Annotated in this window: 15 protein-coding genes and 3 tRNA genes; 6 read left to right on the top strand and 12 right to left on the bottom strand. The window is 72.3% G+C overall.

All coding sequences use genetic code 11. From position 1 onward, the window contains the following. Positions 1-6: 6 nt before the first annotated feature. The 4 genes from ACIGXX_RS12605 to ACIGXX_RS12590 all read right to left on the bottom strand — a co-directional run bounded on the left by ACIGXX_RS12605 (position 7) and on the right by ACIGXX_RS12590 (position 5624). Positions 7-1929, bottom strand: a complete 1923-nt coding sequence (locus tag ACIGXX_RS12605; protein ID WP_351160176.1) for an ABC transporter ATP-binding protein — start codon at positions 1927-1929, stop codon at positions 7-9. Continuing rightward, on the bottom strand, positions 1929-3662 hold the full coding sequence (locus ACIGXX_RS12600; RefSeq protein ID WP_351160174.1) for an ABC transporter ATP-binding protein: 1734 nt from the start codon (positions 3660-3662) through the stop codon (positions 1929-1931). Before ACIGXX_RS12600 ends, ACIGXX_RS12605 begins: the two co-directional genes overlap by 1 nt. A gap of 160 nt (positions 3663-3822) precedes the next feature. Then, on the bottom strand, positions 3823-5259 hold the full coding sequence (locus ACIGXX_RS12595) for an FGGY-family carbohydrate kinase (RefSeq protein WP_383818746.1): 1437 nt from the start codon (positions 5257-5259) through the stop codon (positions 3823-3825). 62 nt (positions 5260-5321) lie between these two features. Continuing rightward, positions 5322-5624: a YtxH domain-containing protein gene (locus ACIGXX_RS12590; RefSeq protein ID WP_351160168.1), complete on the bottom strand. Its 303-nt coding sequence runs from the start codon at positions 5622-5624 to the stop codon at positions 5322-5324. A gap of 180 nt (positions 5625-5804) precedes the next feature. Here ACIGXX_RS12590 and ACIGXX_RS12585 point away from each other — a divergent pair. From ACIGXX_RS12585 to ACIGXX_RS12570, 4 genes are all read left to right on the top strand, one after another. Then, a tRNA-Asn gene (locus ACIGXX_RS12585) sits at positions 5805-5877 on the top strand. A gap of 5 nt (positions 5878-5882) precedes the next feature. Further along, positions 5883-5955: transfer RNA gene (locus tag ACIGXX_RS12580), tRNA-Asn, on the top strand. 175 nt (positions 5956-6130) lie between these two features. Then, positions 6131-6204: transfer RNA gene (locus tag ACIGXX_RS12575), tRNA-Ile, on the top strand. Positions 6205-6391: 187 nt separating this feature from the next. Continuing rightward, on the top strand, positions 6392-6625 hold the full coding sequence (locus ACIGXX_RS12570; protein ID WP_351160165.1) for a hypothetical protein: 234 nt from the start codon (positions 6392-6394) through the stop codon (positions 6623-6625). Positions 6626-6716: 91 nt separating this feature from the next. On the opposite strand, the gene ACIGXX_RS12565 is transcribed toward ACIGXX_RS12570, so the two are convergent. Genes ACIGXX_RS12565 through ACIGXX_RS12555 form a run of 3 tightly spaced genes read right to left on the bottom strand, consistent with a single transcriptional unit; the run spans position 6717 to position 9670 of the window. Then, positions 6717-8318, bottom strand: a complete 1602-nt coding sequence (locus ACIGXX_RS12565) for a GAF domain-containing protein (protein WP_399975125.1) — start codon at positions 8316-8318, stop codon at positions 6717-6719. After that, the gene (locus ACIGXX_RS12560; protein ID WP_351160159.1) at positions 8315-8581 is read right to left on the bottom strand and encodes a hypothetical protein; all 267 of its coding nucleotides are present in this window, start codon (positions 8579-8581) and stop codon (positions 8315-8317) included. The genes ACIGXX_RS12565 and ACIGXX_RS12560 overlap by 4 nt, the downstream gene beginning before the upstream one ends. A gap of 51 nt (positions 8582-8632) precedes the next feature. Continuing rightward, a complete protein-coding gene (locus ACIGXX_RS12555) occupies positions 8633-9670 on the bottom strand; it encodes a rod shape-determining protein (protein ID WP_249590079.1) in 1038 nt (345 codons plus the stop codon). Between the two features lie 250 nt (positions 9671-9920). Here ACIGXX_RS12555 and ACIGXX_RS12550 point away from each other — a divergent pair, with 250 nt between their 5' ends. Then, positions 9921-11183 carry an MFS transporter gene (locus tag ACIGXX_RS12550; protein ID WP_351160710.1) on the top strand — a complete coding sequence of 421 codons (1263 nt, stop codon included), beginning with the start codon at positions 9921-9923 and terminating at the stop codon, positions 11181-11183. 12 nt (positions 11184-11195) lie between these two features. On the opposite strand, the gene ACIGXX_RS12545 is transcribed toward ACIGXX_RS12550, so the two are convergent. From ACIGXX_RS12545 to ACIGXX_RS12530, 4 genes are read right to left on the bottom strand one after another with little or no spacing between them, the layout of a single operon-like run. After that, positions 11196-15323 carry an SAV_2336 N-terminal domain-related protein gene (locus tag ACIGXX_RS12545; RefSeq protein WP_399975122.1) on the bottom strand — a complete coding sequence of 1376 codons (4128 nt, stop codon included), beginning with the start codon at positions 15321-15323 and terminating at the stop codon, positions 11196-11198. Continuing rightward, positions 15313-16329, bottom strand: a complete 1017-nt coding sequence (locus ACIGXX_RS12540; RefSeq protein ID WP_361462556.1) for a MoxR family ATPase — start codon at positions 16327-16329, stop codon at positions 15313-15315. Before ACIGXX_RS12540 ends, ACIGXX_RS12545 begins: the two co-directional genes overlap by 11 nt. Positions 16330-16373: 44 nt before the next feature. Beyond that, positions 16374-18452, bottom strand: coding sequence for a trypsin-like peptidase domain-containing protein (locus ACIGXX_RS12535; RefSeq protein ID WP_399975227.1), 2079 nt, complete (start codon positions 18450-18452; stop codon positions 16374-16376). Between the two features lie 13 nt (positions 18453-18465). Further along, a complete protein-coding gene (locus ACIGXX_RS12530; RefSeq protein WP_366462053.1) occupies positions 18466-18816 on the bottom strand; it encodes a CU044_2847 family protein in 351 nt (116 codons plus the stop codon). 221 nt (positions 18817-19037) lie between these two features. Between ACIGXX_RS12530 and ACIGXX_RS12525 the strand changes: the two genes are divergently transcribed. Continuing rightward, positions 19038-22736, top strand: a complete 3699-nt coding sequence (locus ACIGXX_RS12525; protein WP_399975119.1) for a S8 family serine peptidase — start codon at positions 19038-19040, stop codon at positions 22734-22736. A gap of 349 nt (positions 22737-23085) precedes the next feature. Here the strand turns inward: ACIGXX_RS12525 and ACIGXX_RS12520 are convergent, their stop codons facing one another. Then, positions 23086-23976 carry a hypothetical protein gene (locus ACIGXX_RS12520; RefSeq protein WP_399975116.1) on the bottom strand — a complete coding sequence of 297 codons (891 nt, stop codon included), beginning with the start codon at positions 23974-23976 and terminating at the stop codon, positions 23086-23088. Positions 23977-24047: the final 71 nt, after the last annotated feature.

Below are 24047 nucleotides of genomic sequence, written 5' to 3'. Positions count from 1 at the left end.
GCCGGCCTAGTCGACCTCGGCCACGGCCTCGGCGAACTGAGCCTTGTACAGCCGCTGATACGCACCGTCGGCGGCCAGCAGCGCATCATGCGTGCCCTGCTCGACGATCGCCCCGTCCTCCATCACCAGGATGGTGTCGGCGTCCCGGATCGTGGACAGCCGGTGGGCGATGACGAACGAGGTCCGCCCGTGCGCGAGCCGCGCCATCGCCTTCTGGATGAGCACCTCCGTACGCGTGTCGACCGAGCTGGTCGCCTCGTCCAGGACCAGGATCACCGGGTCGGACAGGAACGCCCGCGCGATCGTGATCAGCTGCTTCTCGCCCGCGCTCACCCCCGTGCCCTCGTCGTCGATCACCGTGTCGTAGCCCTCGGGCAGCGTGCGGCAGAAGCGGTCCGCGTGGGCCGCCCGCGCGGCCTCCTCGATCTCCTCGCGGGTGACGTCCTTGGCCGCTCCGTACGCGATGTTCTCCGCGATCGTGCCGCCGAACAGCCAGGTGTCCTGGAGCACCATGCCGATGCCGGAGCGCAGTTCGTCGCGCGACATCTTCGCGATGTCGACCCCGTCGAGGGTGATGCGCCCGCCGGTGACCTCGTAGAACCGCATCAGGAGATTGACCAGCGTGGTCTTGCCCGCGCCGGTCGGACCGACGATCGCCACCGTGTGGCCGGGCTCGACCTTCAGGGACAGGTCCTCGATGAGCGGCTTGTCCTTCTCGTAGCGGAAGGACACCTGCTCCATCTCGACCCGGCCGCGCAGCTGGTCGGGACGGAGGCCCGGCACCGGGTCGGCCTCCTGCTCGTCGGCGTCGAGCAGCTCGAAGACGCGCTCGGCGGACGCGACACCGGACTGCACCAGGTTCGCCATCGAGGCGACCTGCGTGAGCGGCATCGAGAACTGCCGCGAGTACTGGATGAAGGCCTGCACGTCACCGATCGACAGGGCACCGGACGCGACCCGCAGGCCACCGACCACGGCCACGAGCACGTAGTTGATGTTCGACATGAAGTACATCAGCGGCTGCATGGCCCCGCTGTTGAACTGCGCCTTGAACCCCGCCTCGTACAGCGCGTCGTTCTGCTCGGCGAAGGCCTTCGCCGACTCCTCCTGGCGCCCGAAGACCTTCACCAGGTTGTGCCCGGTGTACATCTCCTCGATGTGCGCGTTGAGCTTGCCGGTGGTCTTCCACTGCTGCACGAACTGCGGCTGCGACCGCTTGCCGACCTTCGTCGCCACGAAGAACGACAGCGGCACGGTGACCAGCGCCACCAGGGCGAGCAGCGGCGAGACGTAGAACATCATCACCAGTACGCCGACGATGGTGAGCAGTGAGTTCACCAGCTGGCCCATGGTCTGCTGGAGGGTCTGGCCGATGTTGTCCAGGTCGTTCGTCGCCCGGCTGAGGACCTCGCCGCGCTGCCGCTTGTCGAAGTACGACAACGGGAGCCGCGACAGCTTCGCCTGGACGTCGCCGCGCATCTTGAAGACGGTCTTGTTGATGGCGCGGTTGGAAAGACGTGTCGCCACCGCCATCAGCAGGCCCGCGACAAGGAACACGCCGAGGGCGAGCAGCAGCACCTCTCCCACGGCGCCGAAGTCGATGCCCTCGCCCGGCGTGAAGTCGACCCCGGAGAGCATGTCGGCCATGCCGCCGTCGCCCTTGTCGCGCAGGCTCTCGATGGCCTGGTCCTTGGTGGCGCCGTCGGGCATGTCACGGCCGACGATGCCCGCGAAGAGCAGGTCGGTCGCCTTGCCGAGGATCTTGGGGCCGAGCACGGTGAGCGCCACGCTGAGCACCCCGGCGGCGAGCATCCCGTACATCGTGGTGCGCTCGGGCCCGAACTGCGCCAGGAGGCGCTTGCCGGACCCCTTGAAGTCCATCGACCGGGAGTCCGGCCCCATCATCTGTTGTCCGCCCGGACCGGCCATTACGCGGCCTCCGCTTCCGTCAGCTGGGAGAGCACGATCTCCCGGTAGGTCTCATTGCCCTCCATCAGCTCGTGATGGCGTCCCGTCCCCACGACCCGGCCCTCGTCGAGGACGATGATGCGGTCGGCGTCCCGGATCGTCGCCACGCGCTGGGCGACGATCACGACGGTCGCCTCGGCGGTCTCGCGGCCGAGAGCGGCCCGCAGGGCGGCGTCGGTCGCGTAGTCCAGGGCCGAGAAGGAGTCGTCGAAGAGATAGATCTCGGGGCGCCGCACCAGCGTCCGCGCGATCGCGAGCCGCTGCCGCTGACCGCCGGAGACGTTCGTGCCGCCCTGCGAGACGGGCGCGTCCAGGCCCTCCTCCAGGCCCTCGACGAAGCCCCTGGCCTGGGCGACGTCGAGCGCGTGCCAGAGCTCCTCGTCCGTCGCGTCCGGGTTCCCGTAGCGGAGATTGGTGGCGACCGTGCCGGCGAAGAGGTACGGCTTCTGCGGCACCAGGCCCACGGTCCGCGCGAGCAGCGCCGGCTCGATCGTGTGCACGGGCACGCCGTCCACCAGGACCTCGCCCTCGGTGGAGTCGATGAGCCGCGGCACCAGGCTGAGCAGCGTCGACTTGCCGCTGCCGGTCGAGCCGATCACGGCGGTCGTCTCGCCGGGCCGCGCGACCAGGTCGACGGCCTTCAGGACGGGCTCCTCGGCGCCGGGGTAGCGGAAGCCCGCGCCGCGGATCTCCAGGTGCCCGTGGCGCGTCAACTCCCGTACGGGGGAGGCCGGGGGCACCACGCTGCTCTCGGTGTCCAGGACCTCCTCGATGCGCTCGGCGCAGACCTCGGCGCGCGGCACCATCATGAACATGAAGGTGGCCATCATCACGGACATCACGATCTGCGTCAGATACGCCAGGAACGCGGTGAGCGCCCCGATCTGCATGCCGCCGCTGTCGATGCGGTGCGCGCCGAACCACACGACGGCGATCGACGAGACGTTCACGACGGTCATCACGATCGGGAACATCAGGGCGAGCAGCTTGCCGGTGCCGAGCGACACGTCGGTCAGCTCGGCGTTGGCCTTGCGGAAGCGGTCCTTCTCGTAGTCGTCGCGGACGAAGGCGCGGATGACGCGGTTGCCGGTGATCTGCTCGCGCAGCACGCGGTTCACGGTGTCCAGGCGCACCTGCATGGTGCGGAAGAGCGGCCGGAGCCGCTTCACGATCAGGCTCACGCAGATCGCGAGGACCGGCACGACGGCGATCAGGACGCCCGAGAGCGGTACGTCCAGGCCGAGGGCCATGACGATGCCGCCGACGCACATGATCGGCGCCGAGACCATCAGCGTGAACGACATCAGGACCAGCATCTGCACCTGCTGGACGTCGTTCGTGGTCCGGGTGATCAGCGACGGCGCGCCGAACTGCCCCAACTCCCGGGCGGAGAAGGACTGCACGCGGTCGAAGACGGCGGCCCGCACGTCGCGGCCGAGCGCGGACGCGGTGCGGGCGCCGTAGTAGACGGCGCCCACATTGCAGACCACCTGGGCGACGGTGACGGCGATCATGATGGCGCCGAACGACAGGATGTAGCTCGTGTCGCCCTTCACCACGCCCTCGTCGATGATGTCGGCGTTGAGCGTGGGCAGGTAGAGCGAGGCGCACGTCTGCAGGAACTGCAGCAGCACCAGCAGGGCGATGGGCTTCTTGTACGGGCCCAGGTGGGCCCGCAGGAGTCGTATGAGCACGAGGTCTCTCGAGAGGCGTGGGCGGGGTTTTCGGCGAGGTCGCCCCCATACTCCGATATCGCACCCCGGCGTGCGCAACCGATTAAGCCATGACCCGGTAAAAAAATGGGCTGGGTCAAGAACTGGCCGTGCCGCTGCGCCTCTCCTGTGGCGGGGCGCCCTAGAAGCCGCTCGCTTCGAACGCGCCCGGATGGGCCTGCTCCCGCACCGTCCGGTACTGCTGGCGGACCGCCTGGCCCACGGCCTGCTCCTCGCCCGGCTCGAAGACCTGCGCGGACGCCCCCTGCCAGTAGGGCAGTTGGCCGTTCAGCGCCCAGGCCGCCTGCCGCGCCGCACCGATCGCCGCGTAGTCCGCGGGCTGCGGCACCACGACCTGCGTACCGAACAGCATCGGCGCCGAGGCCTGCACGGCCGGCAGCTCCGCCGCCGCACCGAGCAGGAAGACCCGGCGCACGTCCACGCCGCGCCCCCGCAGCACGTCGAGCGCGTCCCCGAGCCCGCACAGCATGCCCTCGAAGGCCGCCCGCGCCAGATGCTCGGGCCGCATCGACTCGCGCCGGAGCCCGGTCAGGGTGCCCGCCGCGTGCGGCAGGTTCGGCGTCTTCTCACCCTCCAGATACGGCAGCAGTACGAGCCCGTGCGCACCCGGCGTCGACTTCATGGCCAGCTCCGAGAGCCCCTCCAGATCGGGCACCCCCAGCATCTCGGCCGCGCCCCGCAGCACCCGCACGGCGTTCAGCGTGTGCACCACCGGCAGATGCATGCCGGTGGCGTCCGCGAGCGAGGTGATCGTCCCGCTCGGGTCGACCAGGGCCTCGTGGTGCACGGCCATCACGGACCCCGAGGCCCCCAACGAGACGACCGCGTCGCCCTGCTGGACCCCGAGCCCGAACGCCGCCGCCATCGTCTCGCCGGTCCCCGCCGAGATCAGCAGCCCCTCGGGCGTCGTCCCCGCGGCCTCGGCGGGACCGATCACCTCGGGCAGCATCGCCTGGTGGCCGAGCGCGAGCTCGATGAGATCGGGGCGGTACGAACCGGTCGCCGCCGACCAGTAGCCGGTCCCGGAGGCGCCGCCGCGGTCGGTCGTGCGCCGCGCGGGCCGCCCCAGGAGCTGCCACACCAGCCAGTCGTGCGCCTGCATGAGGGAGGCGACGCGCTGCGCCGCCTCCGGCTCGGCCCGCGCGAGCCAGCGCAGCTTCGTCACGGGGTGCGCCGCCTGCGGGACGCAGCCCACGGCCTGCGCCCAGGCCTCGCGGCTGCCGAGCCCGTCGATCAGGTCGGCGGCGGCGACCTGCGCCCGCCGGTCGTTGCCGACGAGCGCGGGCCGCACGGTGTTGCCGTGCTGGTCCAGGGGGACGACCGCGTTCTGCTGCGCGGAGACGCCGATGGCCTGCACGCCTTCGAGCAGCCCGCCGCCCGCCGCCTCACCGAGCGAGAGCAGCCAGGCCTGCGGATCCACGTCCGAAGGGCGCCCGCCGTCGGGGTTCTCCGTCGGATGCGGGGCATAGCCCTGCTTGAGTACGGCGCCCGAGTCCGCGTCACAGACCACGATGCGCGTGAAATCGGGCGAACTGTCCAACCCTGCGACTATCCCCATACCTGGAATTCTGCCGCACCGGGCGACGTCTGCCGTACCTCAGCTCCCAGGAGCGTCCCCGGCTACGTGTTGCTGGTGCCCCAGTCGTCCTCGCCGCTGCCCTGCCCGCGCTCGCGCAGCGACCGCACGCGGTCGGCCACCGAGTCGGGGACCTTGTCCCCCACCTTCTCGGACACGGAGTGGAAGGCCTTGCCCGCCACCTCGCGCCCCTGCTGCGTCGCGGACTCCACGGTGTTGCGCACGGCCGGGTTCTGCGCGAACTCGCGAGCGGACTTCCTGAGCTGTTCGTAGCGCTCGCGTCCGGCCCGGGTACCGAGTACGTACCCGAGAGCCAGTCCCGCCACGAATGTGAGCCGGTAGCGCATGGCTGCCACCCTTCCCTTGCGTCGGCGTCGAGCGTCTGTCGCCCGTCTGCTGCTCTGCGTCGGCGGTGGGGGGATACCGATTGGCGGAGCACCCCCCTGCTTGCGCTAATGTATGTGTCGCAGCGACCGCCCGCCGCCTGGAGAGTTCCCAGGTAAGTGCGTTCGATGCAAACGAGACGATCCCCTGTAGCTCAATTGGCAGAGCAGCCGGCTGTTAACCGGCAGGTTACTGGTTCGAGTCCAGTCGGGGGAGCTCGGTCTCCTGTAGCTCAATTGGCAGAGCAGCCGGCTGTTAACCGGCAGGTTACTGGTTCGAGTCCAGTCGGGAGAGCTGTGAGAAGGACCCTTGAGATTGCCCTCAAGGGTCCTTTTTCGTGCCCGGTGGAACCATGTGGGCAGCACGGAGGTCCTCATGGTCGAGCGATGCCGACCATCCGAAGCAGGAGATCGTATGAGCGGCTATGCTGCGGCAGACGGCGCGCACAAATGTGCGCGACGCGCCGTTAGGGGCGGTAGCTCAGCCGGTTAGAGCAGCGGACTCATAATCCGTCGGCCGTGGGTTCGAGTCCCACCCGCCCCACCGAAGCGCTGGGGCGCAGGAACGATTCCACCTGCGTCAACAGCGCAAACCTCGCCGCCCTCCTCTTTGTGGCGACATGCGAGCTTCAGTCCCGGGATCCGGGGCACCAGGGCCTCATGAAGATATTGATCGTCCTCGTGGTCGTCGGCCTAGCCGCAGCTTGGTACATGCAGTCACGGAAGCGCCGTTGAACGCGCGGGCCGGGTCCACGGCTGCCGCGCCGGTGGCCGTGCATCCGCCGTCCGGCACGGGTGGCCGCCGGGTGACGGTCCGCGGGGAGATCCTCGGTCTCGCGCATTCGGACGCGGACGTGGTCGAGTTCCTGCGCCAGGCCGGGCTGCCGGACGCCGAAGGGCTCCTGGACGATCAGGCGTGGGTGAAGTGGCGCGGCGGGCGGGCGCACCAGTACGAGGCTGCCTAGACCGGCCCGGAGCCTGGACCGGCCCGGAGCCTGGACCGGCCCGGAGCCTGGACCGGACCGGAGCCTGGACCGGACCACTGCCTGGACCGGCCTAGAGAGGGGCCTGCCAGGTCGTCGTCGTGCCCGATCCGACGCCGTCCGTCGTGCCGTCGTCGTAGACCGTCAGGCGTACGCCCGTGCGGCCGTCCGGCAGCGTCGCCCGGGCGTCCACCGCCACCTCGATGCGGGTGACGTCGGGGCGGCGCGACGCGGTGGCCAGGGCGCGGCGCAGGGCGGCCAGGAGGTGGCCGGCGGCCGGGTCCGTGATGCGGGTGTCGACGGCGCCCGTGAAGTGCACGGACGGCTGCACGCCGACCACGGCGGCCGCGCCCGCCGTCTCGCGCAGCACCTTGCCGCGGAACGTGGTGGGGGCGTCGGCGGGCGGCTGCTGGAGCGCGAAGATCGCCGTACGGACTTCCTGGATGGTCGACTCCAGCTCGTCCACGGCCTGGTCCAGGGTGGACTCGACCTGGGGCGAGCGGTCCCTGCGGCGGGTCGACTCCAGCATCATGCCGGTGGCGAAGAGCCGCTGGACCACGAGGTCGTGCAGATCGCGGGCGATGCGGTCGCGGTCCTCGAACACCGCGAGGCGCTGCCTGCTCTGCTGAGCGTCCGCCAGGACGAGGGCCAGCGCGGCCTGCGAGGCGAACTGGGTGGCGAGGAGACGCTCCACGGAGGTGTAGACGCGCTCGCCCCTGCGGCGGGGCAGCGCGAGCGTCCCGATGAGCCGGCCGCCCGCCTGGAGCGGCAGCATCAGGCTCGGCCCGAAGTTGGTCCGCACATGGGTGGTCATCCGGGGGTCGGTCGCGGAGTCCTCGATGAACACCGGCTCGCCCCCGAGCAGTTGTTCCAGGACCGCGCTGCCGGGCTCGATGGTGGTGCCGATGAGGTCGTTCTGGAGCTCGTGGGGGTGGGCAGAAAGCTCGCTCGGGGGCTCGGCGTCCTCCTCCGTCGCCGTCGCCGCCGCCACGATCCGCATGCCGCCTTGATCCGTGGGCTGCAGGATCACGCCCGCGGAGGCGTTCGCGAGGATGCGGGCCTGCTCGGCGACCGTCATCAGCGCGTCGGCCGCCGGTTCGCCGGTGAGCAGCGCCGTGGTGACCGCGGCCGCGCCGTCGATCCACCGCTCCCGCTGTCTGGCGGCCTCGTACAGGCGGGCGTTGCCGATCGCGATGCCCGCCTGGCTCGCCAGGACGCGCAGCAGCTGGAGGTCCTCGTCCGTGAAGCGGCCCGCGCGCTTCTCGGTGAGGTAGAGATTGCCGAACGCCTCGTCGTGCACGTGCACCGGAACGCCCAGGAAGCTGTGCATCTCCGGGTGGCCCGGCGGCACGCCGCACGAGCGCGGGTCCGCCGTCAGGTCGTCCAGGAGGAGCGGCTTCGGCTCGCGGATCAGGGTGCCCAGGAGCCCCGAGTGGCCGTCCGGGAGGGCGCCGATGCGGTCCCGCTCGGCTTGGGTCAGGCCCGCCGTGAACAGGTCGGTCAGCTTGCCGTGCCCGGGGTCGATGACGCCCAGCGCGCCGTACCGGGCGCCGGTCAGCTCCGTCGCGCTCTCCACGATGTGCTGGAGCGTGGCGTGCAGTTCGAGGTCCGTGCCGACGCCGAGCACCGCGTCCAGGAGGGGCACGAGGGAGAGGGGCAGGTCGTCGCCGTTCACCGCGCGGTGCCCGCCGCGCCCCCGGCGGCCCCGCCGCCCCGCGCCTTCTTGACCAGGCTCAGCAACGAGACCACCATCCACGCACCCTCCAGAAGCAGAAAACCCCACTGCCGTTCGTGGAGAGCATCACCCGCGGTGAGCCCCGAACCGGCGAAGTTCAGCCACAGGTAGGTCCAGGTGCCCGTGCCGAGCCTGCCCGCCTGGGCCAGGACGAAGGCGAGCAGGATCAGCGCGGAGCCGATCAGCTGCACGGTCATCGACATACGGGCACTCTTCCGCGGTGTGGTGCTGGGATCAGCGGGGGAGCGCCGGGATCAGCCGGACAGCGGGTCGAGGACCAGCGGCTGGATCTTGCCCTCCAGCATCGCCCCGAGCCCGAGCACGGCACACACGTCGGGCCGTTCGGCGATCGCCACCGGCATCCCCGTCGCGTCCCGCAGCATCTGGTCGAGCCCCGGGAGCAGCGCGCTGCCGCCGACCATCATGATCCCGCGATCGGCCAGGTCGGCCACCAGGTCCGGCGGACAGTCCCGCAGCACCTTGCCGATGCCGTCGAGCACGGCGGTGAGCGGGGTGTGGATCGCGTCGCGGACGGCCGCGGTGTCGACGTGCACCGAGCGGGCGAGCCCCGTGGCGACGTCGCGGCCGTGGATCTCGGTCGACTCCGGCCCGTGCGGAGTCAGGCCGTTGCCGCGCAGGGCCAACTGAAGGGGGCGTACCGACTGGCTGGGCAGCATCAGCTCGTGGTGGTGGCGCAGGTGCTGGACGATCGCGTGGTCGATGGCCTCGCCGCCGACCGGGATGCGCTGGGCGGTGACGATCGACCCGAGCGACAACACCGCGACCTGCGTGGTCGCGGCCCCGCACACCAGGATCATGGTCGCTTCAGGACGCTCCACGGGAAGACCGCAGCCCACCGCGGCGGCGATGAGCGTGTCCACCAGCTCGACCCTGCGCGCGCCGAGCCCGACCATCGTCTCGACGGCGGCGCGCTGCGCCAGCGGGTCCGCGTCGTGCGGCGTGCAGGCGGCGGCGCGAAGCCGCGGCTTGCGGCGCAGGGTGCGGCGGAGCTTCTCGCCGAGGAGGTGGCGCAGCATGCGCTGGGCCATCTCGATGTCGACGACGGTGCCGCCGGAGACCGGCCGTACGACCCGGATGTATCCCGGCGTACGTCCCGTCATCTGCTCGGCGAACTGACCGACCGCGATGAGCGCGCCCGTGCGCGTGTTCACGGCGGCGGCGCTCGGCTCGTCGACGACGAGACCCGCGCCCTTCACGAACACCCGGGTCCTCGCGGCCCCCAGGTCGACGGCGATGTGGCAGCGGCGCAACTGCTCCAGACTGACGGTCATGGCAGATCCTCCCGAGAGCGCAGACCGTACGGACCGTCGGACGACGGTCCTGTCTCGCATCGTGTGGTGGCCGCGGGCGGCGCGCGCGCTGGGCTGAGCCGGGCGGGGTGCCGCCGCACGGGTGGTCTTGATCGCGCCGCGGGCGCCGCAGTTAGCATCCCGTGTGACGCATACGACCCCGGAAGAAGACGAAGCCGACGGCCCCCACATACCCGAAGCCGACAACAACCCCCCGCTGCCCCCGCTACCAGTGGAGCCCCAGGGACCCGTCGCGAAAAGGCGGATACTCGCCGATCTGACGCCTTTGCGTACGTCGGTCGACTACCGACGTCTCTGGGTCGGCAACACGATCTCCTGGACCGGCCAGGCGATGACCGCCCTCGCGGTCTCCCTCCAGGTCTACGACATCACGCACTCCAGCTTCTCGGTCGGCCTCGTCGGGCTCTGCTCGCTGGTCCCCCTCGTGGTGTTCGGCCTGTACGGGGGCGCGATCGCGGACACGGTGGACCGGCGCAAGCTCGGCCTCTACTCGTCGCTCGGCTCGTGCGCGCTCTCGTTCGCCCTTGCGGCGGGCGCGTTCGCGGGCTTCCACCACGTGTGGTTCCTGTACTCCGTGGTCGCGCTCCAGGCGGTCTGCGGGGCGCTGAACTCCCCCGCGCGCTCGTCGATGATCCCCCGGCTCCTCCCGCCGGAGCAGCTGCCCGCGGCCAACGCGCTGTCGTCGATCACGACGACGTCGGGCACGATGATCGGCCCCATGCTGGGCGGCCTCGTCGTCGGCCTGTGGGGCTATCAGGCGGCGTACACGGTGGACGCGGTGGCCTTCAGCGCGGCGCTGTACGCGATGTGGCGGCTGCCGGCGATGCGGCCCCAGGGAGCGGAGGCGGGGGTGCGCGGGAAGCGGGCCTCGGTCCTGGACGGGCTGCGGTTCCTGGCCACCCGGCCGAACCTGCGGATGACCTTCTTCACGGACATGTGCGCGATGGTGCTCGCGCATCCGCGGGCGCTGTTCCCCGCGGTGGCGGTGGTGTGGTTCGGGGGCGACGCGAAGACGGTGGGCCTGCTGGTCGCGGCGCCCGCGGTGGGAGCGCTGCTCGGCGGGGTGTTCTCCGGGTGGCTGGGGCGGATCAGGCGACACGGGCTCGCGATCCTGCTGGCGGTGGCCGGGTGGGGCACGGCGATCGCCGTCTTCGGCCTCACGCGCAACCTGTGGCTCGGGCTGTTCTTCCTCGCCGTGGCGGGCTGTGCGGACACCATCTCGATGGTGTTCCGCAGCACGATGCTGCAGGCGGCGGTGCCGGACGAGATGCGGGGGCGGTTGCAGGGGGTCTTCATCGTGGTGGTGGCGGGCGGGCCCCGGCTCGGGGACTTCGTCGCGGGGTCGGTGGGCGATCTGGGGTCGCCCGGGGTGGCGGTCGTGGGCGGTGGCCTCGCGTGCGTGGTCGCCGTGGGGCTCCTCGCCGTCAAGTGGCGGAGGTTCGCCCGGTACGACGCGCGGGCGCCGCAGGCGTAGGGACGCGGGAGTTCACCGGTCGTGGAGCAGGTCGACGAGGCGCGACAGATCACTCACCGTCGTCCGCTCTCCGGCGGCGGCGAGGCGCTCTCGGGCCGTGCGGCTCGTCGCGTATCCGATGAAGGCGATGCGCAGGCTCTCGGCGGCGGCGGCCTCCGCCGGTGAGGAACCGACCATGACACAGCGGTCCGCCGGGGTGCCCAACTGCTCCAGCGCCCGGCGCGGGCAGTCGGGGTCGGGCATGAGGAGGGTGAGGTCCGGGGTGCGGCCGTGGATCCCGGCACCGGGGAGGTGGAGCCCCTTGGCGCCCAGGTAGGCCGTGACGGCGCGCGGCGACGTGTCGGTGACGATGGCCAGGCGGAGGGTCTCCTCGGGCCGGGCCAGGGTGTGCAGCAGGCTCGCGACGTGGGGCGAGGGCTTCGCGGTGAGCGCGGCCTGCATCTCGATCTCCTCCAGGCGCGCGTGCAGCTCCTGGGAGAGCGAGCGGCGCCGGGCGAAGGAGCGGAGCACGTCCATGGGGTGGATGCGGTCCGCCGTGCCGTCGGCCGTGCGGGGCTCGGGCAGGAGGGGGGTACCGGCCAGGGCGGCCTCGGGGTCGCGCCGCTCGGCGATCAGGGAGGTGAGGGCGCGGGCGGCGTGGCGGGCGGCCTGTGCCGAGTACAGCCGGGCGAGGGTGCCGTCGAAGCCGAGGAGGACGGCTTCGATGGCGCCGGGCACCGGGGCGGGGGACGGCTCGGTGGTGACCTCGCAGTACCAGTCGTCGGACTGGGGCACCGCCTGGAACCGGCGTTGCAGGCGGCCCGAGCGGTTGAGCCGCTCGTGCAGGTCGCTGGAGACGATCACGACGGCGCGCCTGCTGTCGCGCCCGAGCAGATGACGCAGCCCGGAGGGGAACGTGGGCGCGGAGACCGTCGGGTCCGGCTCGTGGGTGAGGGTGACGCCGAGCCCCAGTACGGGGAAGGCGGCCAGCGCGGCCGGGAGTTCGTTGACCACCGTGGTCAGCACGTGCAGGACGTGGACCTCGGGGGCCACGATCACCTCCCAGCCCCGCGGCCCCGCCCGCATCTCGAACCGGTCGGGGCCGATGCCGCCCCGGATGAGGAGGTGGGAGATCTCCCGGCCCAGGTTCTCCCGTACGTCCTCCTGGCGTCCCGCGGGGCGGGCCAGGTACTCGAAGGTGAGGGTGGTCGCGGGGGGCGTGGGCTGGTCGTCGGGCAGCTCACGGCTGACGCCGAGGTCGTCGAGCTGGGCGCTGGGGAGCTCCTCGTGGGGGGCGAGCACCTCGTCCTCGGTGTGCGGGAACTCCTGCAGCAACTGGTCGAGTTCGGACTGCTCCCGCTCGGTCGCGCCCAGCTCCCGGTTCAGTTCGAGCAGCGTGTGGAGGAGGGACTGCCGCAGGCGGTTGATGTCGGCGCGGGCGGCGGCGGGCGCCGGGCCGGGGATGCCGTCCAGGGGGGTGCCGCGCCACAGCCCCAGGGCGGACCGGACCAGTTCACGGGCGCGGACGAAGTCCCCCGCGAAGCGGGCGTCGCGGGCGTCGTCGTGGAGCCGCTGGAAGGTGAACAGGTCGACGACGTCCGGACCCATGGGCAGGGCCAGGGAGTACGTGTCACGCCCGCCCGACACGGAGTCGGGGCCCAGCGCGTTGCGCAGGCGGGAGGCGTAAGTGCCCAGGATGCGGCGCGCGTTCGTGGGCGCGGCACCGGCCCCCCACAGGCCGTCGATCAGCTCGTCGTGGTGTACGGCCCGGCCGCGCCTGAGCAGCAGCATGCAGAGCATGGCCTGCTCCCGGGGGGTGCCGGTGGCGAGATGGCGGCCGTTCAGGGTGACGCGCAGCGGGCCGAGCACGGAGTAGGAGCGGGCGTGGTCCGAGGGCGACGAGAGGCGGATGAGCCGGTCGAGGCCGCGGTCCTGGACGTCCGGGCTGCTGGAACGCAGGTCCTGCACCGCCGACATCAGCACGTCCGCGAGCGGTACGCCTGACCGGGCGTCCGCCGCCCGGGGATGCGGGCGCATCTGGTCGACCAGGCCGGCGAGCGCGAGGAGGTTGCTGCCGCGGCTCTGCTCGTGGAAGGCGTCGACGGCGAAGTCGCCGGTCAGGACCACGCCGCGCGACGCCACGACGACGTGCGACGCGCGAAGGGTCTGGAGGGTCAGCCGGTGGTCGCTGATCGCCTTGATCGCAGCGGCCAACGGCGGTAGCACGGTCAGGAGCTGGGAGACACGGAGGCCGGACCGGTACTGCGAGAGAAGGGACTGCAGGCCGGCCCCCGGCACGAACTCCGTGACCAGGTACGGCAGGGGGCGACCGGACGAGCCGTCGACGCCGTGGTCCACGACGGGCGCCACGCTCTCGTGACGGAACGCGACGAGCCGGTCGGCCCACTGCGAGGAGTGCGGCGGACGCTGCGGGTACTGCTTCACCACCACGGTGCTCCCCGGCCGGCGGACGTCCTCCGCCCGCCAGGTGCCGCTGTTCCGCCCGAGCCGCTCCAGGAGCCGGTAGCGGCCGGCGAACAGCCCCGCGTCCGCGCCCAGCTGCCGCGCACTCTCCCGCGTGACCGTCGCGAACGGCTCGCCCACCGGGGTCTGCGGCCCTGCGCCCCCCGAGGAGGGGGCCACCGCCCGCAGCACCCCCGGCGCCGCCCCCGCCCGCTCGTCGATCAGCCCGCCCACCCGGGCGAGGAGTTCTCGCGTACGCCCCCGCGCGGTGCGGGGCAGGGTGCGGAGCAGCAACTCCCGTACGCCGTCGCGGAATGCGTACGACCCTGTGGCCCCGTCCGAGGCCAGCATCCCGCTCAGGATCACCTCCGCCAGGTGCTGCGGGCGCGGACGTTCCTCCACCGCCGCCTGGACGAGCCGCATGAGCGGCAACCGCGGTTCGCCCACCGCCAGATGGCCCGCCAGGCGGAAGGCCTCGGGGGATGCCGTGGAGCGGAAGCGCAGTACGAGGTCCTCCGGGGTGAGGTCCGCGATGTCCGGGGTGTCGGCGCCGGGGGCCGGTGACGGCGGGCTGCGGTCCAGCCACCCCACCGCGCCCGGCAGCCGGCCCCCGCCCGAGTCCGCCACCAGCCCCGCCCAGTGCGCGAGCCACGGCCCGGAGGGTTCGAGCACCGGGACCGGCAGCGCCCCGGCGGGCGGTGGCGCGTCGGCGGCGTACGGAGTGAAGGTGAGGGCGCTCGAAGGTGCCGCCGGGTGCGGTGAGGAGAGGGTTCCCGGAGTCGTGGGCAGCGCCGTGGTGCGCCAGAGGCGTTCCGGGAGTGGCTGAATCACGGCCACCGGCATTTGCGTCGCCCAGCGCCGAAGGGTGCGGTACCAGCGGGCGCCCGCGTCGCCGTCGCGCCACTGCGGCCCCATGCAGTCGCTGATCACCAGGGTGACCGTGCGGCCCGTGGCGGGTGCGTGGGCCGCCTGGGGCGGGACCGTGCCGTCCGGCTCCGCCCGGTGCAGCTCCACCGTGCGGAAGATGCCGGACTGGGCGAGCGCGGTGTGCAGTTCGTGGACCAGGGGGCGCCAGATCGGCATCGTCGGGCCCGCGTCGTACACCAGGCACAGGCGCAGCCAGCGTTCCTCGGCGGGGCGGAGCACCGGCAGCCAGCCTCGCGGGTGGCCGCCCAGACGGGCGATGCGGTCGGCCGTGGCCTCCTCGTCGATGACCTTGCCCACCGGGGAGGGGACGCGGCGCTTCAGGGGGCGCAGGGCGCGCTGCAGCGTGAGGGGGTGCGTCACCATCGGGGGGACGGGGACGCGGACAGGGGTGTGGCCGGGCGAGGTCGTCGGGCCGGTGGCGCTCGACGGGCTCTCTGGTGCGGTGGCTGCCGTCGTCGGGGCGTCCCTGCCCGTCGGAGTCGGCAGCCGCAGGGGCACCCGGTCGGCCGGGGCGTCCGGCGGAGGGGTGGCCGGAGCGGGGTCGGCCGGTTTCGGGGGTGGCGGGGACGACGGGGTCACCGGCGGGTGCGGGGGCGTCGTCGGCGGTGTGGCCGCGGCCTGTCCTCGCGGCGTCGGGTCGTCGCCGCCCGTCTGCCCGGCCAGCCACAGCAGTTCGGCCAGTTCGATCGAGGTGGGGCGGGCGCCTTCCGACGCCTGGGCCAGGACATCGGCGAGGCGTGCGACGGGGCCCCGGGGCGCGTCAGAGGGCATCGGGGCCCGGATCCGCGGCCTGCGTCAGATACGGCATCAGCTGGTGCGCGAGCTCGTCGCGCGAGGCTGTGTCGATGCCCGCCGCACCCGTCAGGTAGATCGCGTTCAGGAGCTGGTCCGTGGCGAGTTCGCCGCCGCTGCCCCGTTCGAGGAAGCGGGCGATGAGGGTGCGGGCGTAGGCGTCGGGCTCGCCGAGGTGGGCGCGGACGATCTCCTCCAGATGCTCGTCGCGCGGCTGGCGGAGGCGCAGCGTGACGCAGCGGCGCAGGAACGCGGGCGGGAACTCGCGCTCGCCGTTGCTGGTGAGGACGACGAAGGGGAAGGCCCGGCAGCGCACGCGGCCGCGCTCCACCGTCACCGGGTCGTCCGAGCCGTCGGTCAGGAGGTCCGCCCTGGGGGTCTGCTTGGCGATCCGCACCAGCTCGGGGATCTCGTACTGGCCCTCCTCCAGGATGTTCAGGAGGTCGTTGGGCAGGTCGAGGTCGCTCTTGTCGATCTCGTCGATGAGGAGGGCGCGGGGGCGGTCGTAGGGCAGGAGCGCGGTGCCCAGCGGGCCCAGGCGGAGGTGGTCCTCGACGCCCGCGCCGTCCCGGGGCGCCCGTGTCCGCGGGGAGCGCCCCGCGGCGTACAGCCGGGACAGTGGGTCGTACTGGTAGAGGCCGTCGCGCAGGGCGCTGCGGCTGGTGATGTTCCAGCGCAGGACCGGGCCGAGGCCCAGCTCCCGTGCCACCGCGTACGCGAGGCTCGACTTGCCGCTGCCGGGCGGGCCCGTCACGAGGAGCGGACGCCGCAAGTACAGCGCGGCGTTGACCAGTTGGACGCAGGTCTCCGTCGCCCGGTACGTGTGCGCCCGGTGCACGCGGTCCGGGGAGGTCGCCGATCCGTCGTCCGTGGGCGTCCGCAGGACCGGGCCGCCGTCGAAGGCGCGCCAGGGCGGGGGCGGGGGCAGCTCGGAGATCCCGTCGTGGGGCTCGTTCGTGCCGGTGTAGACGGGCCACAGGGACATGATCGGGGTTCTCCGTATTCGTACGTCGGGCTCGGGCGGCGGGCTCAGGCGACGGGGGAGTGGCGGTGGGTCGCGGGGGCGTCGGGGAAGCATCGCGGGTCGTCCCAGAGGAGCTGTACGTCCCTCGCCCAGTGCTTGTCCGGTTCGTCCGACGCCTCGGCGCTCTCGCGCAACGTCAGTATGGTGCGGGGGAGTTCGGCGGGCGGGTGGCCGTCGACGTGGGCGGCGATGCGGTCCAGGAAGTCGGAGCCTGCGCAGGGCGTGTCGCTGGTGTGATCGGTGTCCTCGCAGCCGGTGCGGGGCCAGAGGAGTACGGGTACGGGTGCGGTGAGGGTGACGTCGAAGTGGGTCACCGCCGTTCCGTGTGCCGCTGTTCCGTGTGTCGCGGTCCCGTCGGGGCCGGGGCCGGGGCCGGTGCGGTCGGTTCGTGGTGGCGCCGCGAACCCCGCCAGGTCCACGCCGTCGTGCCGCAGCCGGAACCTCAGCTTGTTCGGCTTCTCCCGGGTGCCGCACTCGACGCGGTGCAGGACGGTCGTGGGGCGGTCGTCCAAGTCCTCCCACTTCCTGGCGAGTTGGTGACGCAGTCCGCCCTTGCGGCGGGACCGGTCGGTCACGACCAGGGGGTACGAGCAGCCGAGCGGGGTCGGGTCGTCGGCGCCGCACTCCCAGTGGGCCACCGGCCAGTTGAGCAGGGCGCGGGGGAGCACGAAGGCCAGCAACTCGTCCGTGCCGGGGGTGAGATGGGAGAAGGCGTCGTCGACGCGTTCCTGGACGTAGCGGCGGACGTTGCTCGCGGCGAGGGTGTGGGAGCCGACGGGGTGGCGCAGGCCCTCGCGGTACGCGGACACCTCGACCAGGAGCTGGTCGTCGCCCGCGCCGCTGTGGTCGATCTCGATGAGGATGGGGGACCAGGCCGGTGGCTCGCCCGGTGCCGGTGCGGCGGGGGCCGCGGGTGCGTCGAGCAGGCCCGCGAGGCGGTCGGCCAGGCGGGTCACCGCGTCCGGGTCGTCCACTTCGGAGAGTACGTACCAGGCCGCCGACCAGAGCGAGTTGAAGCCCTCCGGCGGTACGGGCGGGCCGAGCGGGCCCACCGCGTCGCGGTACAGGCGCTCCGGGTCGCGGGCGGCGGTGGTGTCCGCCGCCGCCCTGTCCACCAGGGCGCGCAGCCGTTCCTTCGCGGCGCGCTGGTGGCCGGGGGTGGGGATCAGGTCGCCGAGGGCGGGCCAGTAGCGGGCCATGACGGAGGTGGGCAGCATCCGTCCGTTGCGTACGCCGCTGGAGGCTCGGGTGGCGGCGGACACCATGCCTACGACGCGGTTGCTGTCGGCGAGGGTGACCGCGGCGCCGCTGAAGCCGGGGGCGAGGGGCTGGCCGTGGGCGCTCCATGCCTCCAGCTGGACCCACTCGTCGGCGATGCGCTGGGCGGCGGTGGCGCGGTACTCGGCGAGGGTGCCTTCGCGGTAGCCCTTGGGGAATCCGTAGGCGAGGAGGCGGGGGCGGGGGTCGGCGTACGCGTCTTCGGGGGCCGCGAACTCGGCGGGGCGGACCGGCACGGTGTGCGCCAGCTCCAGGACGGCGAGGTCGCCCAGGTTGTCGCCGTGTCCGTCCCAGCCGCCGTGGACGGTGACGGCGGCGGTGACCGTGCCGAGGTCTTCGCGGTGGGGGAAGGTGACGGTGACGGGAGTGGCGCTGGGGGCGGGGTGGGTGTTGCTGCCGCGTACGACGTGGGCGCAGGTCAGGACGTGCCGTTCGGACACGAGGAACCCGGCCCCGATCTCGCTGCCGCAGACGATGCGGGCGTGCCACGATGCGCTGCTCATGGGGTGGGGGTGGCCTCCGGGGAGTGCGCGGGCGCTTCCGACTGCGGGTGCGTTTGTGCTGCGGCGTCGCCGAGGTGGTGGGTGCGGTGCCGGGCCGGTATGTCCGTCCTCGCTGGCGTCCGGTGGCCGTGGGGTTGCTGCGGTTCCGGAGGGTTGGGAGCCGTGCTCCGGGCGGACATAGCGGCCCGTCCCCTTGCGTCGCGTTGCCGGCTGCGGGGCGTGGGGCGTGCTGCGGGGCCAGTCCTGTTGTGGGGTCGGTGCCGGGCCGGTATGTCCGTCCTCGCTGGCGTCCGGTGGGCGCAGGGGCGATGCGGGGTCATGTCGGGTCCGGTGCCGGCGTGGCCGTCGGGGGGTCCGGGGTCCAGGCGAGGCGTACCACCAAGTGGCCCTCCGCCGTGCCCTTCACGATCACCGCGCCCGCCTCCGCCGACATCCGTACGCCGAACTCGATCTCCACCGAGTCCGGGCGCAGAGTGCCGTCGCGGAACACCCGCAGCGCGGACTCCGCGGCCGCGCGTGCCCCGGCGAGCGACTCCTCGAAGGTGCGGACCGCCCGGGAGGGGCCGTCGCCGCGGGAGGAGATGAGGTGGGAGCCGTGGGTGTCCTCGACGTCGGCCATCACGACCTGCGTGCCGTCAGCGGTCGTGAACTCCACCAGATCGTCCATCAAAGCCCCCTCGTAGCGCGGTCCAACTGCATTGTTGCGGACGGTGCTTGCGGCTGTCACCTAAGTCACGGGCAACGGAATCGTGCGGGTGGGGCTGGCGGGAAGGTGCCCTGGCGGTTTCCCGCCAGCACCCGTCAACACCCCGGCAACACAAGCCCCCCGACACTCTTCGCAGCACCCGGGAACCACCCCCGCCCGGGTCCGACGAAGAGAGGGCACCCATGACCCGATCACCCGCGTGGCGAAGAGCGAGGCTGCTGCCGGCCGTCGGCCTCGCGTTCGCGCTGCTACCGGCAGGGCAGGCCGCTACCGCGGCTCCTTCCGACGTGCCGCAGGCCACCCCCGCCGCCCGCGCCGCCCACACGGTCACCCTGGTGACCGGCGACAAGGTCACCGTCACGGAACTCGGCGGCGGCAAGAAGACCGTCACCGTCGACCGGCCCGCCGGGGCCACCGGAGCCGTCCGGAGCGAGATCGCGGGCGACCGCATCACCGTCGTACCGGACGAGGCCCGGCCCTATCTGAGCGCGGGCGCCCTCGACGAGCGCCTCTTCGACGTGACGGAGCTGATACGTCAGGGGATCGGAGAGCGTGCGCTGCCGCTCATCGTCACGTATGAGAAGGGCGCGCGCCGTGGTGCGGGGCCCCGTGGTGCCGACACGGTGCGTGCGCTGCCGAGTGTGGGCGGCCTGGCCGTGAAGGCGGACGAGCCGGAGGCGTTCTGGCGGGACGTGGCCCCGGGCGCTTTCAAGGAGGGGCGTACGAAGGCCGGTTCGGCGGGAACTCTCGCCGACGGCATCGGCAAGATCTGGCTCGACGGGCGTGTCGAGGCCGACATGGCGCAGAGCAACGAGCAGATCGGCACCCCCAAGGCCTGGGAGGCCGGGCTCACCGGCAAGGGGGTGAAGGTCGCCGTCCTCGACACCGGTGTCGACAGCGGTCACCCCGGCCTCAAGGACCGCCTGGACGCCACCAAGAGCTTCATACCGGGCGAGGAAGTCGCCGACCGCAACGGCCACGGCACCCACGTGGCCTCGACCGTCGGCGGCAGCGGCGCCGAGTCCGAGGGCGACAAGGAGAAGGGTGTCGCGCCCGGCGCCGCTCTCTCCGTGGGCAAGGTGCTCAGTGACGAGGGGTCCGGCAGCGAGTCGCAGATCATCGCCGGGATGGAGTGGGCGGCCAAGGACGTCGGCGCCAAGGTCGTGTCGATGAGCCTCGGTTCGCAGGAGGCCAGTGACGGCACCGACCCGATGGCCGCCGCCGTCAACACCCTCTCCAAGGAAACCGGCGCCCTCTTCGTCATCGCCGCCGGCAACACCGGCGCCCCCTCCTCGATCGGCTCGCCCGGCGCAGCCGACTCCGCGCTGACCATCGGCGCGGTCGACTCCGAGGACCAGGCGGCGTACTTCACCAGCCAGGGCCCGCGCCACGGAGACCAGGCCCTCAAGCCCGACCTGTCGGCGCCCGGCGTCGACATCCTCGCCGCCCGCTCGCAACTCGTCTCCGGCGAGGGTTACTACACCGAGATGAGCGGTACGTCGATGGCGACCCCGCACGTCGCGGGCGTCGCCGCCCTGCTCGCCGAGAAGCACCCGGAGTGGAGCGGTGCGCGTCTCAAGGACGCGTTGATGTCGACCTCCGAGCAACTGGATGCGTCCGTATACGAGTTGGGTGCGGGGCGTGTCAGTGTGCCCGATGCCGTCGGTGCGCAGGTCACCGCGAGCGGGAGCGTCGATCTCGGCTTCTACTCCTGGCCCTATGGGGGCAATGAACCCGTCAAGGAGACAGTCGCGTACTCGAACTCGAGCGACTCTGCAGTCGAGTTGAGTCTCGCCGTCGAAGGTGCGGCTGAGGGTGTCGCGCGCCTCGGAGACAAGACGCTCACCGTTCCCGCGCACGGCACCGCCTCCACCACCGTGACCGGAGACGGTTCGAAGGCGCCCGTCGGCAACACCAGTGGCCGCATCGTCGCCAGCGCCGCCGGGAAGCCGGTCGCGCACACCGCGTTCGGGCTGGTCAAGGAGGAGGAGCGGTACTCGCTCACCGTTCATGTCAAGGACCGGGACGGAGCGGCGACCGGCGCCGGGCTCGTGTTCCAGCGGCTGGCCGAGCAGGTCGACCCCGTCCAGGCGGAGGTCGGCGAGTCCGGCACCCTGGAGCTGCGCCTGAAGCCCGGAACGTACGCCCTCTCCTCGTTCCTCGACGTGCGCGGCAGCAAGGGCGAGGACTCCCTCGGCCTCGGCTTCCTCGCCGCGCCGGAGGTCGTCCTGGACCGGGACCGTGAAGTCACCCTGGACGGCAGGAAGTTGCGGGAAGTCGGTGTGGACGTCGGCAGGCGGACGGAGACCCGGCAGCTTCTGATGGAGTACGACCGCAAGGCGAACGGCGCCGAGCTGATGGGCGCGGTCCAGGTGCCGGTCAAGTACGACAGCATCTTCGCGGCGCCCACCGCCAAGGTGGCCGACGGCAGCTTCGAGTACCGCACCGTCTGGCGCCTGGGCAAGCCCACCCTGGACGTGAGGGGTCTGGGCGAGGTGGTCGCGCAGCCCGGCGGCACGGTGACCGACGGCCGCAGCAGGCTGCGGGTGGTGGATGTGGGCGGTGGCACCGCCGCCGAGTACGCGGGCAAGGACGTCAAGGGCAAGGCTGTCGTCGTGCGGCGGTCCGGTGACTCTGGGGTGACGCCTGAAGAGATCGGTCAGGCCGCCCAGGACGCCGGTGTGAAGGCCCTGTTCGTGACGGACGACGCGCCGGGCAGGCTCAACGCCTGGTTCGGCACGGACGACAACGCGGACCGGCCGCTGCAGATCGGCACGGTCAACGCCGCGGACGGGGCACGGCTGCTCGCGGCGGCCAGGGCGGGGCGGGCTGTTGAGACTGCGGCGACGTCTCGCACGCCCTATGTCTACGACGTGTCGGAGGGGCACGAGGGAGCGGTGCCCCGCGACCTGACGTACGAGCCGTCGAAGCGTGAACTCGCTGTTCTGGAGACCAAGTTCCATGCGGTGAAGCCTGTGGCGGGTGGTGAGTTCCGCTACTCGCTGACCGATACCTTCGCCGTCGGGATCGGCTTCCAGGAGAAGATCGACTATCCGGTCGAGCGGACGGACTACGCGTCCACGGGGGCCGGGCAGCTGTGGCACGAGTCTGTTTCGGTCGGGCCGGGCGCGTTGGAGGAGCGCAGTGGTCTGGTCAGTTACCGGGGCGGCAAGCGCGGTGAGTTGAACTGGTTCAAGCCCGTGTGGCATCCGTGGCTGGGGACGGGGCTCGGCTGGGGCCAGCAGCGGTACGGGAACACGCTGGAGTTCAATGTGCCCGGGTGGGGTGATTCCGGGCCCGATCACACGGGGTTCGGTGACGTGTGGAACGACGACTCCATGACGCAGGTCAGTGAGGTGTATGCGGACGGGGAGTTGGTCGACCGGCGGCGGAGCTCGGGTGTGTATGTGTGGGACGCCGATCCGGCGTCGACCACCTACAAGGTCGTGACGGACACGACGCTCGATCCCGAGCGGTGGCGGCTCGCCACGAAGGGGCACTCGGAGTGGACCTTCACGTCGAAGGAGACGGCGAGCGACAAGAAGAGTTTCCTGCCCTTGCTGAATCTCGGGTTCGATGTGGACACGGACCTCGGCGGGAATGTCCGGGGCGGACGTTCCGTGGATGTCGGGATCTTCTCCGAGTACGTGAAGGGAGCCGTGGACACCGGGGCCATCGGCGGCGGGAAGCTGGAGGTCTCGTACGACGACGGGAAGAGCTGGAAGGGCGTCGCGCTGGACCGGGACGGCGGTAGGGCCGCCTGGGAAGGGGAGTTGAAGGTGCCTGGTTCCGCCGAGTTCGTCTCGCTGCGGGCCTCCGCCAAGGACGACCGGGGCGGGTCGGTCACGCAGGAGATCGTGCGGGCGGTGGGGGTGCGGTAGCGGGACCCCCTAGGACGCACCTCGGACGTACGTGGACGCACCTGGGACGCAGGCCGGGCCGGATGTCCGGCCCGGCCTGCTCACTCTGTGCACGGGGACGTAATGCGAGCGTTACGTCGCTGAAGGTGTGGTGTCACAGTGATCGTTGAGGCTGGTGAGGCCGATTGGCCCCTGTTCCGGGGCCAGTTGGCGGCTCGACGAGAACCAAACGGTCCTCCCCCCACAATCCGAACAGGATGGGACCACATAGATGTCCATCTCACCGCCCGCCGGGCGTGCTCTCGTGCGCCCGAAAAGTATTTCCTCCCGGCCCGACCCCGCTCCCGGGGGCCACGTCCTGGCCGTCGGCTCACCGGGGCCGAGCCGTGAACTGCTCACCCGGACCCTGAGACTCACCGGGTACGACGTCACCCACGCCGTCCCCGGCGACGTACAACGCCAGGTCAGGCAGGCGCCACCGGACGCGATCGTGGCCCTCGACGACGGTCCTGACGGGCGGCGCCAGGGCCTCGACGTCATACGCGAGGTCCGCGCCGACCCGGCGGGGCAGGCGCTTCCGCTGCTCATGGTCACGGCGGCCCGGACCCACGCCCCCGGTGCCGTCGCCGATCTGCTGACGCAGGGCGCCGACGACTGCCTGCCGGAGGCCGCCGACCCGCGCGAGCTCTCGGCGCGGATAGCGGCCAAGCTGCACCGCGTCCCGGTCCCGGTGGAGAACCTGCCGCGCGATCCGCGCACCGGCCTCTACTCGGGGCCGCACTTCATGGACGAACTCGACCGCGAGCTCGGCCGCCCGTCCGCGGCCCGGCGCGGCGGTGTCCTCGCCGTGGTCGGCGTCGCCGAGATGGCGGCCCTGGAGACACGGCTCGGGCCGCGCGTGCGGCGCGAGGTCGCCGAGCGGCTCGCCGGGGTGGCGATGGGGGCATCCCCCGCTCGAGCGGAGCCGGGAGCTCGGGGAAGGCTCGGCGGTGTCTGCGACCGGCTCGGGTGGGACGAGGACGGGCAGCTGCTCGTCCTCATGCCCGGCGTCGACGAGGAGACGGCCACCCGGAGCCTGCGGGAGTTCGCCGTCGCCGTGGCCGGGACGCGCTTCGTCGTCGCCGACGAGAACGTCCGGCTCACCCCGGCCGTCGGCTGGACCCCGCTCGCCGAGTACGCCGACCACACCCGGGCGGTCGAGCACGCGCGGGACGCCGTCGCCGAGGCCGTGCGCCACCGGGACCTGCGCCCGGTCCGCCACGAGCCGTGGATGCGGAGGAGCGCCCCGCACGGTCACCGCAGGGCCCGCGCCGGGCTGCGGACGCTGCTCAC

Origin of the sequence: Streptomyces sp. NPDC055243, assembly GCF_044544025.1 — a bacterium.
Classification (GTDB): Bacteria; Actinomycetota; Actinomycetes; order Streptomycetales; family Streptomycetaceae; genus Streptomyces.
Note: the sequence above shows the minus strand (reverse complement) of the source record. Positions and strands in the feature narration are given on the sequence as shown.

Bases quoted from the DNA above. Each gene is read 5' to 3' on its own strand.
- ACIGXX_RS12540 (WP_361462556.1), bottom strand. From the start codon at position 16,329: ATGTCCCTGTGGCCCGTCTACACCGGCACGAACGAGCCCCACGACGGG.
- ACIGXX_RS12555 (WP_249590079.1), bottom strand. From the start codon at position 9,670: ATGACCGTCAGTCTGGAGCAGTTGCGCCGCTGCCACATCGCCGTCGAC.
- ACIGXX_RS12545 (WP_399975122.1), bottom strand. From the start codon at position 15,323: ATGCCCTCTGACGCGCCCCGGGGCCCCGTCGCACGCCTCGCCGATGTC.
- ACIGXX_RS12605 (WP_351160176.1), bottom strand. From the start codon at position 1,929: ATGGCCGGTCCGGGCGGACAACAGATGATGGGGCCGGACTCCCGGTCG.
- ACIGXX_RS12560 (WP_351160159.1), bottom strand. From the start codon at position 8,581: ATGTCGATGACCGTGCAGCTGATCGGCTCCGCGCTGATCCTGCTCGCC.
- ACIGXX_RS12590 (WP_351160168.1), bottom strand. From the start codon at position 5,624: ATGCGCTACCGGCTCACATTCGTGGCGGGACTGGCTCTCGGGTACGTA.
- ACIGXX_RS12595 (WP_383818746.1), bottom strand. From the start codon at position 5,259: ATGGGGATAGTCGCAGGGTTGGACAGTTCGCCCGATTTCACGCGCATC.
- ACIGXX_RS12525 (WP_399975119.1), top strand. From the start codon at position 19,038: ATGACCCGATCACCCGCGTGGCGAAGAGCGAGGCTGCTGCCGGCCGTC.
- ACIGXX_RS12530 (WP_366462053.1), bottom strand. From the start codon at position 18,816: ATGGACGATCTGGTGGAGTTCACGACCGCTGACGGCACGCAGGTCGTG.